Annotated in this window: 8 protein-coding genes; 4 read left to right on the forward strand and 4 right to left on the reverse strand. The window is 49.5% G+C overall.

Translation table 11 applies throughout. The features are described 5' to 3' along the window. Positions 1-132: 132 nt before the first annotated feature. From ACTQ3A_RS10625 to ACTQ3A_RS10635, 3 genes are all read right to left on the reverse strand, one after another. The gene (locus ACTQ3A_RS10625; RefSeq protein WP_441494806.1) at positions 133-2631 is read right to left on the reverse strand and encodes an S-layer homology domain-containing protein; all 2499 of its coding nucleotides are present in this window, start codon (positions 2629-2631) and stop codon (positions 133-135) included. A gap of 376 nt (positions 2632-3007) precedes the next feature. Beyond that, a complete protein-coding gene (locus ACTQ3A_RS10630; RefSeq protein ID WP_441494805.1) occupies positions 3008-6499 on the reverse strand; it encodes an EAL domain-containing protein in 3492 nt (1163 codons plus the stop codon). A 321-nt stretch (positions 6500-6820) separates the two neighbouring features. Next, entirely contained in the window at positions 6821-7966 is a 1146-nt protein-coding gene (locus ACTQ3A_RS10635; protein ID WP_441101107.1) for a tyrosine-type recombinase/integrase, read from the reverse strand. A 226-nt stretch (positions 7967-8192) separates the two neighbouring features. Here ACTQ3A_RS10635 and ACTQ3A_RS10640 point away from each other — a divergent pair, with 226 nt between their 5' ends. After that, entirely contained in the window at positions 8193-8357 is a 165-nt protein-coding gene (locus ACTQ3A_RS10640) for a hypothetical protein (RefSeq protein WP_441494804.1), read from the forward strand. A gap of 262 nt (positions 8358-8619) precedes the next feature. Then, positions 8620-10155, forward strand: a complete 1536-nt coding sequence (locus ACTQ3A_RS10645) for a lipopolysaccharide biosynthesis protein (protein WP_441101105.1) — start codon at positions 8620-8622, stop codon at positions 10153-10155. Positions 10156-10430: 275 nt separating this feature from the next. On the opposite strand, the gene wecB is transcribed toward ACTQ3A_RS10645, so the two are convergent. After that, positions 10431-11531, reverse strand: a complete 1101-nt coding sequence (gene wecB / locus ACTQ3A_RS10650; RefSeq protein WP_441101104.1) for a non-hydrolyzing UDP-N-acetylglucosamine 2-epimerase — start codon at positions 11529-11531, stop codon at positions 10431-10433. Positions 11532-11902: 371 nt separating this feature from the next. Here wecB and ACTQ3A_RS10655 point away from each other — a divergent pair, with 371 nt between their 5' ends. After that, complete coding sequence (locus ACTQ3A_RS10655) at positions 11903-13360, forward strand: NlpC/P60 family protein (RefSeq protein WP_441101103.1); 1458 nt, start codon at positions 11903-11905, stop codon at positions 13358-13360. A gap of 388 nt (positions 13361-13748) precedes the next feature. Then, on the forward strand, positions 13749-15032 hold the full coding sequence (locus ACTQ3A_RS10660) for an ABC transporter substrate-binding protein (protein ID WP_441101102.1): 1284 nt from the start codon (positions 13749-13751) through the stop codon (positions 15030-15032). Positions 15033-15422 lie beyond the last annotated feature (390 nt).

The raw sequence follows: 15422 nt of genomic DNA on the forward strand, positions 1-15422 counted from the left end.
AAGGATGATCTGGCATCCGTTTTATATGCGCCGTCTGGTGCAGACAGAAACGCGGACAAGCAATGAAAATTACTTGTCCGCGTCTTTTAGATTATGCCATAACGACAAGGAAAATATCCCAGGTTCAAATTATTAGAATTTGAAATATCTCTCAATAAATGCTGCAGCCTGACCTCTTGTTACTTTATCATTCGGTGCGAAAACCTTTGATGTCTTTCCTGCTGTGATGCCGTTATAATAAGCCCAAAGGACTGCCTGGGTATAGTATGCACCGGATTTAACATCATCAAACTGATGAATTGCATAATCATCACCAGTTGTAACTTTAACGCCATCATATCTGGCAAGGAATGTTACAGCATCAGCACGCGTTATCGTCTTAGTCGGGCTGAACGTGGAATCAGATGTACCGCTTGCAATCTTATTATCAACAGCCCAGGCAATTGCTTCTGCATAATAATCTTTTGAAGAAACATCGCTGAATTTCTCAGAAGCATCTTCAGCATTTACAGTTCCTGTGACTTTTTTAGCGGCTTTTGCTGCGCGGTAAAGAAGAGTGATGAAATCTCCACGCGTTACATTTCTTTCAGGAGAATATGTGGAAGCAGTAGTTCCTTTTACAACCTCTTTCGCGGTCAGCTTGTAAACCGGCTCGAAATAGAATTTCGTTGCGTCGGTAACATCCTTGAACAGTTTACTCAGACTGACATTTACAGAATCTGTTGCCAGCTTATTATCACGAGCATCATAAAGAGTAGCCGTCAGAGTTCCCTCGATGTCCTTCCAGTCTTCTGTGTCAGCTCCATCATCATAACCATTTACAATCTGAATCTTTTGTCCGGCTGTGATCGTAAAGATACCACTGCTTGCTCCATCTGCAGTGCGGGTAATATTGGCAGTAGTAGTTCCATCTGCAGAAATGATATTTACGGTAGCCTTGTCAAGTTTTGTATCACCCTTCCAGCTGAGCTTTACATATCCGCAGTTTGCTCCATCCGGTGAAAACTCTGGGGTAATAGATGCAGCGCCTTTTGTATCAATATCAGCGCCAAGGCTGATTCCTGTAGCAACCTTTGTGCTGAGTTTATCCGTAACCACAGGAGAGAGACTGATAGTATCAAATGTATCATATTTTGTGGTGTCAGACTTGGAAGTAGCCTCATGAGCCTTCAGCAGAGATACTGTAGCGGATACTGAACCAGTTGCTTCAGTCGTTGCTGGCGTATAATCAAATGCAGAAAGAATATACGCTTTCTCACTGTATAGTTCAGAAGCAATCGTTGCTGTTCCACCAAGCTTATCAGCCAGTGCCTTATCGACTGCATCTGTGATGACTTTCTTCACATCATCCTTCGATGGAGCTGTTGTAGCATCCTTTGCCTGGAAGTCTGTCTTCTTCAGAGCTTTAAGGGCAGTGTCTACAGCGTTGTGAGCTTCTGCCTGGATATCTGCGTCACCATGTACGATGGTCAGTGTCTCGATACTTGTCACATCATTAGCAGTAGACTTATCAGCGTCAGCATGATAGGTTACAGAAACCTTTACCGATCCATTTGCAGCATGTGTTGCGCTCTTGTTGGAGGAATCCTTTGCAATCGTAACATCTGAGATTGTTACGCCGGTGATTCCGGCATCGTCTAGCTTCTTCTGTAAGGTACCTTTCAGAGTAGAGCTGATCGCTGTGATCGCCTTTGCATCCTTAGAATATGCATAAGTATCTTCAACCTGATCATTTGTCAGTTCTACAGATTCGATAACCTTCTGAGCCTCAGCAACTGTAGAAGCTGCAGCAGAGGTTCTGGAGATATATGCTGTGCCGGAAATTGTAACCGTAGCGTCTGTAGCAGCTGTTGTCGTTGTTTTTGCAGTTGTGTGTGTGACAGGAATTGTCACTGCTACTGTGCCTTCAACGTCGTCTGTCGGCTGTGTCTGAATCGCTGTGGTAATCGTTCCAATGGAAACACTGTCAAAATAAGGAGCAAGAACCGTATTGGCCTTTGCTGCAGTTGTCAGAGCATCCAGTTTTGTCTTGATCGGAGTGGATGATACAGAAGCAACATTTGCAAAGGTATAAGCCAGTTTATCTACGGATCCGCTCTTGATCTCATCTGCATAATATCCCGCTTCTACTGTAGCGTAATCCAGGTCAGTCAGCTTTCCGCAATCAAGTGTGAATGTAACATTATCAATTGCAGCAATTGCCTCAGTAGCATTCGGCTGCGTTCCGATAGTTGCCTTGTCATATTTCTGCACCTTTGCAGTTGCGTTAATTACAGGAGCTGTCGGAGCAGTTGTAGCATTAACATACTTGGCAGTATCTGTGCTGTCTACAGTAACATCAACACTGAAGCTGCTGGAAGGATCTGCTGTCTCAAGCGCATTCTTTAAAGCTTCTGCAATCTTATCGCCAGTTGTAGCAGTGGAAATCTCAGCGTTCTTGTCCAATGTTTTAACTGCTGCATCAACTTCACTATAAAGACTTGCTGTAGCAGTATCTGAAGAACTGGGGGCCTGAGAAGTGACCTTTGTCTCAGCAAATACATTCATAGCAACAGCCGGTACGGTTCCCAATGTCATGGATGCAGCAAGAGCCGTAACAGCCATACGCTTTAAGAATTTGTTTCTTGCCATTTGTTATTCCTCCTAACCTAAGTTAAAATAATATAATGTAGCATGAAGTATGCTCTTTACATGAGAATGCTTTGTCTGTTCCGGCAATTCTGGGCGTTTGGGATGGGGAGATGGGAAAAGTGACACACTATTGACACAGCATTTTTGTGATCCTGTTGATATGGTGAGATTCGAAAGAAAAGATGAACGTAACGATAAAGGTAAAGAAAAATAAAAAAATAGGAAGATATGAATAGAGGAAAGAAAAAATAAGAACGCAAAAAGAAGGGCTCTGTGATCTGCGCGCTTTGTTTCATGTGTGCAGTCACGGAGCCTTTACCGGATGTCGGCTTCGCCGTTCGCTTGTGATTTTGCCTGCTGACAAAGGTTTCGCTGTTTATTCGTGGTTTTGGCTGCCGACGGAATTTCTGCCTTTATGGATCCTGGCCTTGTTCCTGTACATCGCGGCGTCTGCGCGTCTGAGGAGCGGATCGATGCTGTCTACGGGTCCCTTGTGGACGTAGAATCCGATGGCAATGTCGATTCCGGAGGCGCTCATGACAGATTTAATTTCGGAAAGATATTCTCCGGCCTGGTCCTCGTTCATGTCTTCGCGGATCACGAGGAATTCATCACCGCCCATGCGGAAGGTGTGGTCGCGGTCAGAGTAGTTGATCAGAACCTCGGCGGCACTTTGAATCAGTATGTCTCCGGCGTGGTGGCCATTGGTGTCGTTTGTCTGTTTGAGATTGTTGATGTCAGCGGAGAACAGTGCCAGATAACCGGTTCCGTTATAAGCAGACATATATTCGTCAAGGCCTCTTCGGTTGAGCGCTCCGGAGAGAGTGTCACGCCTGCCCTGCTCCTCGATTTCCGTCATGTTGTTGCGGCTTCGGATCATAGAGGACAGAAAACTCGTGAGGGTGGACAGAACCAGACTTGCGGTCCGGAAGGTCTTGTCGGAGGAGTTGATCACCATTGTGAAGCCGATCGGTTGCTCCGCGATGGACAGCTGGCCCGATACGATGTTCCGGATATGGGGGATCGGGAGGCGGAAGTCCGGGTGTTCCCGTTGGAACGTTGAATAATCCGGAATCTTGGCGACCTGCTGGGTGCGGAAAATCGTATATAAAGCCTCCAGATCTCCGTCCGGAAGATTGGCAAGCCTGTCTTTCAGCGGGGTCAGGTTCCTTCTGTGCCACTCATAGGTGCAGGAGACTGTGCTGCCGTCCCGGTTTTCGAAGATCAGAAAACGGTTGGCACCGAGGCTTTCCGCGATTACGGCCATGGCTTTATGAATTCCGACAGACGGATCCGGCTCTTCCAGTCCGACCATGATTGCGTCATTGGCATTGGATTCATAGAAGAGAAGGCTGTTCTGTTCTGCCAGCTGTTGTCTGCCGGCTCTGTCGGGGAGCTTCGCGACTCCAAAACTTTTCAAAAAAGCGGGAAGCAGCCAGCTGCGGTTGAGATGGTGCTCCCATATATCTTCCCGTTCCACAAGGAGGATATCCCTTGACGCAGATTTTGGCAGGACGAGGGCGCAGAAAACCGTCCAGTGCCAGGATCCGTCTTCGCGTCTGACGCGGAACAGGTCGGAAGCCTCTGATCGACCCGATTGTTCTGCGTGCAGATAGAGGAGGTCCGCACTGATAAAACTCAGGAACCGTTCGGTGTCTTCTGGGTGGATCAGTTTCGCGGCAGATGTCCGGAAAGTAGAGCGGATATCCTGAAAAATCTGACCTGTCTGCACCCGGGGATGCGTGCAGCTGATCACTTCGATCTGGTCGTTTTTCATGTCCAGATAGTACAGCGCGTCATAGAGGAGCGTGAGGTTCCGGATGAGGTTGTCCATCCGCTGGGCTTTGGTCATGTCACGCACGGGCTGTATATTTTTGAGTGACAATCTGGCGAGCCAGTAATCGGAGCTGCCGGCAATCCGCGTCGCGCTGATCTGCATATACTGTCCATCATCGACATAGGTCATAGTGTCGGCGTGTTCTCTGAAGACCTTCTCCATAAAGGACAGATATTTGAATTTCATCGGATAGCTTGAGAGACTCAGGTTGCGGTTGGCGTCTTTCAGGGTATGAGTGTTCACGGTGCCGAGTTCGTGAAGATAGGCCTGGTTTGCTGTCAGCAGGGTAAGATGTCCAGGGGTGCAGCGGACGATCGCGACGGGGCTGGTACAGGCGACATCGATCAGATCAGCGGCATTGTACATCTGATGTTCGTCAGATGTTTCCGCAAACAGATTTTTGCCGCGGCAGGAAGCGAGTGTTTCCTTGTAGGGAAGCGGGCGTCCGAAGTAAAATCCCTGAATTTTTCCGCAGCCGATCTCGCGAAGAAACTGCAGCTGTTCTTCGTTTTCGACGCCTTCTGCGAGGGTGTACATGCCGAGCGCTTTTGCCATGGTCACAATGCTGGTGATGATCTTGCGGCTCTTGTCGTCGAAGTTCCGGAAAAATTCCATGTCAATCTTGAGTTCGTCGAAGGAAAAATTGTGCAGAGTGTTCAGGGAGGAGTAATCGCTCCCGAAATCATCGAGCCATACCTCATATCCTGCGTCGTGAAATTTCTGAATGATGGTTTTCAAGGTCTGGCGCTTCCACACCATGACAGATTCGGTGATCTCGACATGAAAAAAGTCTCTGGAAAGATGGTATGCCGCAACGGTGCTCTCGAGAACCTCCAGAGGATCCATCAGGTCGAAGTCGAGCTTGGAGAGGTTGACGGATACCGGAACGACGGGAAGACCGCCTGCCAGGCGCTCGTGCATGAGCCGTCCGCTTTCCCGGATGATATAGGCGTCCAGACGGTCAATCAGGCGCGCTTCTTCCAGAATAGGGATAAAGATATCGGGACCCAGAAGTCCCCTCTCCGGATCTTCCCAGCGCGCCAGAGCTTCAAAACCGCAGAGCTTCCCGGAGAGTGTGCGGACAACCGGCTGATAGTAGATACGAATATCACCGTTCTCCAGGGCATCATCGATGTGCTGGATGACAAAGAGCCGGTTCTCCAGCCGTTTTCCCATATCATTGGTGTAAATGGCGCAGGATTTCGTGACATCTGTCTTTATGGACAAGTTGGCGATTTTGGCCCGGTCAAAGGCATTCATCAGCCAGGTGCGGTCCGCATCCTCCGGCGTGTATACAATTCCACACTTCAGGAGAATGTTCCGGTTGTTGGTGTAGGAATCGATCTTTTCGCAGACAGATTCCAGCTGTTCGATAAGGCCGTCTTTGCTGAGCACCGCGGCAAAGGCATCTGCGGACAGATGACCGAGAAGCTGTCCGTGGAAGGTATCGATCAGTGTGTCCGAGACCTTGCGCAGAAGCCGGTCTCCGGCGTGGACGCCAAAGCTGCGGTTGTATTCACGGAAATTGGTGATATTGAAGTATACCGGGCAGAATTCTGTCAGAATGTTGTCCTGCTTGTTCTTGTCCAGAAGATCCAGTGCCGCCTTGTAGAAATCGTTTCTTCCGAGCAGACCGGTCAGGCCGTCGGATTTGAGGACGTGAGCCATCTTGTCCGAGGAGAGGATTTGGAGCAGGTATACCGGAGTACCATCCAGGGTGAGGCGCTGAAGGAAGGCTTCCGCCATCTGGAAATGGCCTCCCATCGTTCGCAGGGTATAGAAAAAGGAAGAACTTTTCTGTACCTGTCCGAGAATGATCGCCAGGGGAGGCGTTTTGACTTCATCATCTGCTTTCATGCCGCGGAAGGTTCCTCCGGTCAGGCGGAGAAAGCTGTCCTCGTCGGGACACTGGTATAGACTCAGGATTCCGGTATTTACGAACAGGATCGTTTCCGCGTCATCCGCCGTAATCAGGCAGATTCCGAGATCGAGCTTGTCATAGAATGAATGGTATTCCTGTTTATTGAACATAATAAAATCCTCATACCTGTTGCCTTCGAAATCGCAGCCGGTCTCTTACACACTACCGGTTGCCTTCGAAGGCGCAGCCAGTCTCTTGCGTACGCTTCACGCCAGGCGGCCCGGCTGTGTTTTCGAAGAACTGTTTCGTTTTTTTGCACGGTATAAGCTGCGGATTGCTCCGTGCTTCGCGCGTGACGAGGCTGACTATGTTTTCAAATTGCTTATACACTGTTAATATATATTATCACTTTACCGCTTTTTCGTACTCTCATCAAGATTATTTCGCGGTGTTGCTGTTCCGGCAGGGCTTTTGCAGCCCTGCCGATTGTATCAGGAGACCTGAAAGATTCGCTGAAGCTCCTCCCGTTCGGTGTCGATGCCGATGTGGGTGTAGATGTCCATGGTGATGCGGATGGAGGAGTGGCCGAGAATGGTGGACAAGGTCTTCATCTGCATTCCCTTTCTGGTGCAGTTGGTGGCGAAGGTGTGGCGGAAGGAGTGGAAGGTGTAGCGCTTTCCGGGGTCGAGCCATCCGTCCCGGCGCATGTCGTCGATGATTTTCCGCATGCTTTTGTCGATGTCTGAGGCATAGATGGGTTTACCGGTTCCGGTCAGGAAACAGAGATCTTCGAATCCTTCGGGAACGGCGTATCCGGGGCGTGTCTTGCGCTGGGTTTGTGAAGTGTCGTATTGCTGCCGGAGGATGCGGGTGCATTCCGGAAGGAGCGGAATCACGCGTCTGCTGGTCTCGCTTTTGGGAGAATCCAGGTAGAAGCCTTTGCCGGAACTGTAGGAGAGTGTGTGGCGCACGCATATGGTTTCCTGTTCGAAGTCAATGTCTTTCCACTGGAGCCCGAGAATTTCTCCGATACGGAAACCGGTCAGAATCGAGAGGCGGTATATGTTCTGATAGCGGGAGGATTCGGAGCGGCGGATGAACTCGGCGAGCTCCGCCTCGGTGAAGGCGGATTTCCGGAGAAGAGCTGTCTTGCACGCGGGCATGTGAACCAGATTCATGGGATTGACGCGGATGATCTGATGCTTGCAGGCGGTTGCGAAGAGGTCGGCGAGCATAGAGCGCACGGAGTTGACGCTTGCTGCGGTGAGGCCTTTCTCGCTGACCCGGTTCAGGAGATCCTGAAGGAGTTCCGGCGTGATCTTCCGGATTCGCATGCGTCCGAGTTCTTTTTGAATATGGCAGGAATACATCTGCCGGTATTTGATCCGAGTGCTTTCTTTGATGGAGGCCTTGAAGGTTTCGAGCCAGATAGCAAACCATTGATCCATTGTTTGGCTTCCTTCTCTGCCATAGATTCCATTTTCCACCCGGTACCGTGCGTCGAGAAGCCCCTTCTCGGCATCTGCCAGACGTGCCGCGTAGCCGCAGTAGGTGTGCCGGTTATAGGAAAAACGCCACATGTAACGTCCGTCTTTGCGGTAGGTGATTCCCTTCGGTAATTTTTTCTGATTTGTCATGACTGTGTCCTGTCCTTTCTTTAGTTTTTTTCGATCAGAAGCTGTAATTCAGAGTAGGACTGTTGGAAATCCGGAGCAGAGCACTGTGTCTGCAGAAATGATGTGTTCTTTGTCTATCATACCGCATCCCGAGTCCGGACCGCATGGAGAGGATTTGATTTTCAGAAGACTGGATGATTTTGAGCTGTTTGAGATATCCTGAGAGATTTCGGGAGGGCTGCTGACAGTGAGTGACAGGCAGCAGAAGACAGAGGAAGACAACGGAAGACAGAGGAAGACAAAGGAAGACAGAGGAAGACAAAGGAAGACAGCGGAAGACAAAGGAAGACAGCGGAAGACAAAGGAAGACAGCAGGAATTCTCGTTCTTCAGACCGAGGCAGCGTTCAATGACGTAAGAAGTGGAAAAAGTGGAATTTTGAAAATGTTACAGGAAATTTTCAAGGGATTCAGGGACGCAGTCTGACACAGATTCTGACACAGATTTCAGCACGGATCAGGGGCAGATTCCGGCGTGGATCAGGGAAGATTCCGGCGCGGATCAGGGGCAAATTGACATTTACCGGGCGTAAGGTTAAGATATACAGACAGTTTGAGATGGCAATTTCGCGGCAGCGCTGCCATCGGATGATGAATTGAATCATGGAGATTTATGATGGATCGTAAGAAGAATGCGGCGCGAAATGTGGGAACCTCGATTGCAGGGCAGCTCTTGAATAATCTGCTTCGTTTCGTTTGCCGCACGGTTTTTGTCTATACGCTGGGCAAGGAGTTTCTGGGTATTTCCAGCCTGTACACCAATATTCTGTCGCTGCTGAGCATCTCAGAGCTGGGATTTTCCTCGGCGGTCACCTTCAGCCTTTACAAGCCGCTTGCGGAGGATAATCAGCCGCTGATCTGCGCTTATATGAATTTTTACAGGAAGGCATACCGGGTCATCGGCTCGATTATTTTCTTCGCGGGGCTCTGTCTGCTTCCGTTTCTCCCGAATCTCATGACCGGGGTGACGGATAAGGTCAATATTTATGAATATTATCTTCTGTACCTGATACAGACCGTGGTGTCCTATCTCTTCTTCGCCTACAAGTCGACCCTGCTGGATGCGGATCAGAAGAAATATATCTCCGATATCGTGACGTATGTCTGTCAGATTTTGATGAACGTGGTTCAGATCGTGATCCTTGTGGTGTGGCGCTCTTTTCTGGCGTATACGATCACAAGTATCTTCAGCAACATCATGATCAATGCCGTGATTTCGGTGATTGTGGACCGGAAGTATCCGTATCTGCGCCGGAAGGTGCCGGCACTGGATGAGAAGGAGAAGAAGAACCTTTTCTCGCGGATTTACGCGATGGCGCTGTACAAGGTGAGCAACGCGGTCGGATCCGCGACGGACAACCTGATCATTTCTTCTTTCATCAGCGTTGTAATGGTCGGTATTTACAACAATTACTATCTGGTGATCCAGACGATCCAGACCATTCTGTCGGAGGCTTTCAACGCGATCACGGCGAGCCTCGGGAATAAATATGTACTGGACAGCAAGGAGCACAATGAATATACTTTCCGCTGTCTGAATCTATTGAATAATATGCTGGTGGCTGTCTGCGCGGTCTGCTTCATGGTACTGTTTCAGCCTTTTATTATTCTGTGGCTCGGCAGAGATTATCTGCTTGATCAGCCGGTGCTGATCATTATTGTTCTGAATTTCGCCACAAATTACATGCAGCTGACGACAAATATCTATCGGCAGGCAAGCGGCGTTTTCGTCCAGGGCAAATACCGGGCGGTGGCGAATGCTATCCTGAATCTGGTGACTTCGATTATTCTGGTGAAGCAGATTGGTCTGGTCGGTGTATTTCTCGGCTCCATCATCAGCCGCGTGCTGACAATTACCTGGTATGATCCGTGGCTTCTCTATACGAAGGGGTTCCGGAAGTCTCCGGTTTCGTTTTACCTGAACTATATCGTCTGTCTGGGTATCATCGCGGGATGTTCCTTCGTTATGCTTCGCATTCCGCTCGGCGTATCCGCGGAATCATGGGCTGGCTTTATCCTTCGCGGAATTCTGAGCATCGTGATCACTCTCGTGGTGTACTGGGTGGTTTACGGAAGAACGGAAGAGTATCATTATCTTACTGACCTGGTGCGGAAGACGGTGAAGCAGAAACTGAAAAAGACGCAGAAATGACAAACGCGTGTGTGCTGTTGAGTGAGCAGAGATGACGGACGCGTGTGCGCTATCGCGACGCTCGCCGCACACGAATACTTCGCATTCGGCTGCGGCTCACTGTTCGCGTAAATAAGAGAGGACCCGGCGCTAAAACGCCGGGCCCTCAAGGTTAGGGGAGAATACCCAGGAAGGTACAAGCTGCCTTGTACCCGTTGGGTGCAATATTGATACAGAAATGATTCGGATCATTTCTGCATGTTGCCTTTATTATTAAGAAATGCCAACCGCACACTCTATGTGAGAAAATCTGTCAGGATATCGGCGATGCGTTTGCTGGCATGTCCGTCTCCGTAGGGATTGGACGCAGTGCTCATGGCCTTGTATTCGTCCGGATCGGAGAGAAGACGGCTGAATTCCCGGTAAATGGTGTCTTCGTGTGTGCCGGTAAGCTTCAGAGTTCCGGCTTCGATGCCCTCTGGGCGCTCTGTCGTGTCGCGCATGACCAGTACCGGCTTTCCGAGAGACGGAGCCTCCTCCTGTATGCCGCCGGAATCGGTGAGGATCAGGTAGGATGCATTCATGAAGTTGTGGAAATCAAGCACATCGAGCGGCTCAATCAGGTGTATTCTGTCACAGCCGCCAAGAATCTCATCGGCAGCGGCGCGGACGACCGGATTCATATGGATCGGATAGATAGCCTTTACGTCGGGGTGCTCATGGATAACCCGCAGAATGGCGCGGAACATGTGGCGCATCGGTTCACCCAGATTCTCCCGCCGGTGAGCGGTGATCAGAATCAGCCGGGAGCCCTTTGCCCAGTCGAGCTCCGGATGAGAATATCCGGAATGGACAGTGGTCTGAAGAGCATCGATGGCGGTGTTGCCGGTTACATATATTTTGGAGGCATCCTTCTGTTCGTTGAGAAGATGCTGTTTTGCAAGCTCAGTAGGGGCAAAAAGGAGATCTGCGGAGATGTCGATTGCCTGACGATTGTATTCCTCCGGATAAGGGGAGAACAGATCATAGGTGCGAAGGCCGGCCTCTACATGGCCTGTCGGAATCCGCAGATAGAAGCAGGCTAGAGATGCGGCGAAAGCGGTGCTGGTATCTCCGTGAACCAGTACGATATCAGGCTTTTCTGTTTCGAGAACCGAACGAAAACGGTCAAGGATCGAGATTGTTATGTCGAATAAGGTCTGGCCCTGCTTCATGATGGAGAGGTCGTAATCAGGTGTTACATGAAAAATGGATAAAACCTGATCGAGCATTTCCCGATGCTGACCGGTGACGCAGACGATGGTTTGAAAATCACTGCGTGTCTTCAGCTCCTTGACGACCGGGCACATCTTGATCGCCTCCGGACGTGTACCGAAAACCAGCATGACTTTTTTCATATATAAAATCCTTTCGCTTGCTTTGGGCGGAAATCCATTACCTTCAGGTGGCTTACTGTATTTATAATATCCTTTCGCTTGCTTTAGGTGGAAATCCACTACCCTCAGATGACTTACTGGATTGACACTGTTTACGACAGGACAGTTAACTATATTATAGATCATTCCGAAAAATTTGTCACGAATAAATCCGGACGCGGAAGCCCGTATATTTCCCGTATACACATAGTTTGTAACAAAATTGTAAAAAATACGCATTACTCCGTTGCATTTTTTTGAGGCCTGTGATAATATTGTAAAAGATTACAGAATGTGTAACAAGAAGATTACAAAAATGCGCCTGAAGTTTTAAGCGCAGGGAGGTTATATTTTTGAAGGTCAGATTTAAGCGTTTACTTACAATTGGAGTTGCAGTCGCCATGCTTGGCGCACAGCCGTTGCCTGTAAGTGCGGATGATTTCGACACTCAGATTCAGAATGCGGATAACGCGATCAGTGATCTGCAGAATCAGCAGGCAGAGACGAATCAGAATCTTGCGGACATACAGAGCTCCATCTCCGATATGGAGGCTGACAAACAGCAGATCCTGAGCGAGATCGATGGATATGATCAGGAGATCGTCATCACGATGGCTTCCATCTCTTCCATGGATGATCAGATCGAGCAGAAGACCAAAGAGCTGGAACAGACGACAGCGGATCTGGAGAAGGCTGAGGAAGATCAGGATACACAGTATCAGGCCATGAAGAAGAGAATCCAGTACCTCTATGAGGAGGGCGGAGACAGTGGATGGGCGAGCGTCATGATCGGCAGTCTCAGCCTTTCGGAGGGTCTTGATAATGTAGACAATACAAAGTCCCTCTATAAGTACGACAGAGAGGAGCTGGAGGCATATACTGAGACCGTATCCAAGGTGAAGACCCTGAAGGCTCAGGAGACTGCTCAGAAATCTTCTCTGGAAGCTTCCAAGCAGGAGCTTGAGGGAGCAAAGGAAAATCTGGAAACGCTGAAGGCAGACGCAGAGGCGAGAGGAGAGGATGTCGATTCCCTGCTTTCGGATGCTCAGAGTAAGGCAGATGAGTATTACGCTCTGATTCAGGAGCAGAACGCGCAGATTTCCGAGCTGCAGTCCCAGAAGGAAGCTGCACAGAACGCGAAGGCTGAACAGGAAGCACAGCAGAAGGCAGCGGAAGAGGCTGCGGCGAAGCAGGCGGCGGCACAGCAGGCCGCAGCACAGCAGGCAGCTTCCCAGACAGCGAACACCTCCGCGGCGTCCAGCGGATCATCCGCGAATACCTCTGCGGGAGCTGACAGCTCTTCTACAGATACAGGCGCTGCAGATACCGGTACTGCAGACACAAGTACCACGACTACCACAGACACGAGTGCTGCGGACAGCAATACTTCCTATGACAGCAGTTCTTCTGCTTCATCTTCTGCTTCATCCGGTGCCTCCTCTTCGGCTTCGACAGTGAGCGGAGTAAGTGGTCAGGATGTTGTGAACTATGCGCTTCAGTTTGTGGGCAATCCTTATGTATGGGGCGGAACTTCACTGACAAACGGATGTGACTGCTCCGGATTTGTTCAGCAGGTATACGCACACTTCGGTATTTCGCTGAGCCGTACGACCTATACACAGGCGAATGAGGGCATTGCCGTATCTTACAGTGAGATGCAGCCCGGTGATGTTATCAACTACGGAAGCCATACCTCAATCTATATCGGAAACAACATGATCGTTCATGCGGCGGATGAGTCTCTCGGAATCATCACTCAGAGCAATCCGGCATTTGAGCCGATCGTTACCATTCGCAGAATGATCTATTAATCTCATTCATCACGCATCGTACTCTCTGGAGCATGAAGATCCATAGAGATGTCTATTTCGAGTGGAGTATTTATTAACAGCCAGACAGGCATTTGGTCCTGTCTGGCTGTTTTGCGGTGCCGATGGTAATGCGGCGCCGATCTGCTGCCCATACACATTGGCTATTTCTCTGCTGTCAGCTGTCCATCAGTTGTAATTCACCGACAATCCTTTATAATAAATAAGAAAAATACACGATTAGTCAAACCAATATGCCCCGCAAGCGGGGTGCGGCAAACTGCATAAAGCCAGCTGCTCTGTTGCTTCGCGACGCCCGCGGATGCCACAGGTGACCGGCTTCGTTAGTGTGTCGCGGCTTCCGCCTGTAGCAAAAGAAAGGATTTTATTTATGAAGAAGACAAACTTATTATGGAGACGATGGGTCCCGGTATTTCTGTCGGCGGTGATGCTGCTGTCCGGATGCGGTTCGGCTTCCGGGGACACTGTATCGGGAGTATCGGGAAGTGCAGCGGACAGCGTTGTTTCCGGGTCGGTGGTAAACTCACAAAGCAGTGATGCCGCTTCTGCAAAAGCGGCGGAGGCAGCAACCACACTGCAGACGGTAAGCGACCCGGACAACGCTCCGGACATAGACGGACTGACGTATACCGGCACCATGGAGCTTCAGTATGCGACCTGTTTTAACGTATATTATTATGAGGGCGGCTATAAGCTGATTTCCGTTCCAAAGAGCGGAGATTATCTTCTGGTGCCTGACGGAAAGGAAGCGCCGAAGGGACTGTCTGATGACATTACCGTAATCGGACAGCCGCAGAATATATATCTGGCGGCAACTTCTGCCATGTCTCTGTTCTGCGCGCTGGACAGTCTGGATGTTATTACTCTGTGCGGGATCAAGGCGGATGACTGGACGATTGACGAGGCCCGAAAGGCTATGGAAGACGGATCCATTATTTTTGCGGGAAAATACAATGAGCCGGATTATGAAACTATGGTAGAGAAAAACTGCGATCTTGCCATTGAATCGACGATGATTCTGCATAACCCGGAAGTGCAGGAGATGATTGAGAACATCGGTATTCCGGTGTTTATCGACCGATCGAGTTATGAACCCGAAGCGCTTGGCCGTACAGAATGGATCAAGCTTTACGGGGCAATGGTAAATAAAGAGGATGAAGCGTTTGCTCATTTTGCGGAGCAGACGAAGGTTATTTCGGATCTGGAGGGAGAGAAGAACACAGGAAAAACGGTGGCCTTCTTCTCGGTGGGAACAGATGGCACAGTGACTGTTCGTTCCGGCAATGATTATATCGCCAACATGATAAAGGAGGGCGGCGGTGACTATATTTTTGCGGATCTCGACAGCGGAGAGGACTCCAGTGTATCGGTCAGCCTTTCCATGGAAGAATTTTACAATAAAGCCAACCAGGCGGATTATCTGATTTACAACGGAGCCATCGAAAACGGGCTTGGATCGGTACAGGATCTGATCGACAAGAGCAATACCTTTGCCGATTTCAAGGCTGTCAGGGATGGAAATGTATGGCAGGTGGGAAAATCCATGTACCAGGCAACGGATACCGTCGGGCAGTTTATCACCGATGTCCATTTGATGCTGACGGGAGGCGACGAGTCGAAGATGACCTTCCTCTCCAAAGTAGCCTCACAGTGATCGTGAATGATCAGACCTTGCACTGTCCGGCGGTCATGAATGATCAGGCGTTATACTATCATCAGGGGATCCGGAATGATCTGCCCTGTAGGGCTCATATATTCTGAATCAGCCGAACCTGGACCGGGCAAACTGCCTAGAGCGGATCGGTGCGTTGCGGTCCGGGACAGTAAACGCACATATGGCAAGCATCACACTTTCATCACAATCTCATCAAAAATGAGACACAGAATTCACAAAATTAGATCACAGAGTTTCGATACTATATAAATCGTAAGGAACTAAAACTTCCCACACTCAAAAGGTGTGTTGAACCTTGAAAACTCAATAATGTAGGCAATTAAAAAGGCATAGACGCTGTGCCTTTGGTATAATTGAGTTGACTAGAAA

This window comes from Bilifractor sp. LCP21S3_F8 (assembly GCF_052117805.1).
GTDB lineage: Bacteria > Bacillota > Clostridia > Lachnospirales > Lachnospiraceae > Bilifractor.

Excerpts from the sequence above, each read along its gene's own strand:
- ACTQ3A_RS10625 (WP_441494806.1), bottom strand. The coding sequence starts at position 2,631 with ATGGCAAGAAACAAATTCTTAAAGCGTATGGCTGTTACGGCTCTTGCT.
- ACTQ3A_RS10630 (WP_441494805.1), bottom strand. The coding sequence starts at position 6,499 with ATGTTCAATAAACAGGAATACCATTCATTCTATGACAAGCTCGATCTC.
- ACTQ3A_RS10660 (WP_441101102.1), top strand. The coding sequence starts at position 13,749 with ATGAAGAAGACAAACTTATTATGGAGACGATGGGTCCCGGTATTTCTG.
- ACTQ3A_RS10635 (WP_441101107.1), bottom strand. The coding sequence starts at position 7,966 with ATGACAAATCAGAAAAAATTACCGAAGGGAATCACCTACCGCAAAGAC.
- wecB (WP_441101104.1), bottom strand. The coding sequence starts at position 11,531 with ATGAAAAAAGTCATGCTGGTTTTCGGTACACGTCCGGAGGCGATCAAG.
- ACTQ3A_RS10645 (WP_441101105.1), top strand. The coding sequence starts at position 8,620 with ATGGATCGTAAGAAGAATGCGGCGCGAAATGTGGGAACCTCGATTGCA.